Below are 2,242 nucleotides of genomic sequence, written 5' to 3' on the forward strand. Positions count from 1 at the left end.
CAGACGACGGACTGGAGGCACGGAGCGGGCACGCACAGTGCCTCCCCCCACCGGCACGGCCGGCCTGCCGCTGACGCGTCACGCCGGAACCGGCGGCGTGGGCCCAGTCCGTCAGCGGGTCGCGCGGCGCTGCTCAGGCGGGTGCACCACCGGGGTAGACGACGGACTTCAGCGACGCCGGGTCGGTGTCGGACTCCAGGGCCTCGCGGACCTCGTCGAGGCCGTAGCGCCCGGTGACGAGCGAGTCGAGGTCCACCTGCCCGGACGCGACCAGGCCGATCGCGACCGGCCACGTGTTCGTGTAGCGGAAGATGCCGGTCACGGTGACCTCGAGGTTCTGGATGTGCTCGACCGGGAGCGTCATCTCGGAGTTGCCGAGGCCGACGAGGACCGCGGCGCCCGCGGGACCGACCGTCTTGATGCCGTCCGAGACCGCACGGGGTGCCCCGCTCGCGTCGATGAACGCGTCCACCGGCACGATGTCCGAGGTGACGTCCACGACGGTGGGGTCGACGACCTCGGTGGCGCCGAACGACAGGGCCCGCTCGCGTCGCTCGGCGACGAGGTCGCTCACGACGATCCGGCTCGCACCGAACGCCCGGGCGGCCTGCGCGCAGATCACACCGATCGGCCCCGCACCGGCGATGAGGACCGAGGAGCCCGGGACGATGCCCGCCTTGCGCACGGCCGCGATGCCGACCGACAGGGGCTCCAGGAGCGCGCCGGCCTCGAACGAGACGGTGTCGGGCAGGGTGTGCGCGAACTCGGACTCGATGGTCACGTACTCGGTGAAGGCGCCGTCGATCGGCGGCGTCGCGTAGAAGCGCATGTGCGGGCAGAGATTGTACCGCCCGGCGAGGCACTGCGCGCACCGGTGACAGGGGCGCTGCGGCTCGACGGCGACCCGCTCTCCCACCCGGGACTCGTCGACGCCCGCGCCGACGGCGACGACCGTGCCGGAGAGCTCGTGGCCGAGGACGAGGGGCTCCTCGACGACGAAGTCACCGATGCGGCCGTGCCGGTAGTAGTGCACGTCGGACCCGCAGACACCGACGGCCGCGACCCGGACGAGGACGTCGCCGGGGTCGGGCGTCGGCACGGGGCGGTCCTCGACCGTGAGGTCCTGGGTGCCGAGGAGCACGCTCGTGCGCTGGTGGTCGGCGGTCTCGGTGGTCATGGGGTTCTCGCTTCCTCGGCCGCGGCGTCGCGGTCGGTTCCTGGTGCGTTCGGGGAGGAGGGTGCGCGGGTGCGCCCGGCCGCGGGCTGCACGGCGGCGGCGGCGTGCGCGGCGGCGGGCCGGGCGGCGGGCCGGGCGGCGTCGGCGTGCGCGGCAGGGTCGCGCAGCAGCTCGCGGAAGCCGACCTCGGCCGCGCCCCGCGTCAGGACGTCGTCGCCGAGGGCCGCGGGCACGATGCGGAGTCGGTCCGCGGTCCCCGGCATCGACTGGGCGCGGACGTCGTCGAGGATACGGTCGCCGACGTGCTCGAGCAGCACCCCGAGGAACCCGCCGAGCACGACGACCTCGGGGTTGACGGTGTGGATGGCGTTGCGGAGCGCGGTCACGAGTGCCGACACCTGCCGGTCCACGACCGACTCGAGGTCGGGTCGCTCCTCGGCGAGCGCGGCGGCCAGGGCGCGGAGGTCGTCCGGCGGCGTGCCCGCGACGGAGGTGAGGGCCTCGCGGGACGCCTCGGTCTCGAGGCACCCGACGGCTCCGCAGTGGCAGCGGATGCCGTTCGCGGCGACGAAGGTGTGCCCGAGCTCGCCGGCGTAGCCGTCGGCGCCGATGAGCGGTCGACCGGCGGTGATGACCCCGCCGCCGATGCCGCTCGCGCCACCGTTGAGGTAGACGACGTCGTCGACGCCCCGGCCGCTGCCCGCGAGTCGTTCCGCCCAGGCGCCGAGGTCCGCGTCGTTCGCCGCCGCGACGGGGAGCCCCGTGCGGTCCGCGAGGGGCTCGGCGACGGGCTCGTCGTGCCAGCCGAGGTGCGGCGCGTACTGGACCGTGCCGTCCTCGGCGCGGACGGTGCCGGGGACCGCGACGCCGATCCCGACGACGCGGACGGGCCCGGTCGTGCTGCTCGCGTGCGCCACCAGCTCGTCGAGGAGCCGGGCGACGGTGACGACGGCCTCGGCGGCGGTCGGCGGTGCTGCCTGGGGTTCGGCGCGGCGGTGCCGGACGGAGCCGTCGAGGCCGACGAGGGCGACCGTCACGGCGTCGATCTCGACCACGGCTGCGGCG

At 75.3% G+C, this 2,242-nt stretch carries 2 protein-coding genes; both read right to left on the minus strand.

Going from position 1 to position 2,242, the window contains the following annotated elements:
• Positions 1-133: 133 nt before the first annotated feature.
• Positions 134-1,177 (minus strand): NAD(P)-dependent alcohol dehydrogenase, encoded by a 1,044-nt coding sequence (locus tag I59_RS05120; protein ID WP_022902950.1) that lies wholly within the window; start codon positions 1,175-1,177, stop codon positions 134-136.
• On the minus strand, positions 1,174-2,242 hold a 1,069-nt coding region (locus I59_RS05125), incomplete at its 5' end, for an ROK family protein (RefSeq protein ID WP_022902951.1). The genes I59_RS05120 and I59_RS05125, both read right to left, overlap by 4 nt.

Source organism: Curtobacterium sp. B8 (assembly GCF_000333315.1).
GTDB classification, from domain to species: domain Bacteria; phylum Actinomycetota; class Actinomycetes; order Actinomycetales; family Microbacteriaceae; genus Curtobacterium; species Curtobacterium luteum.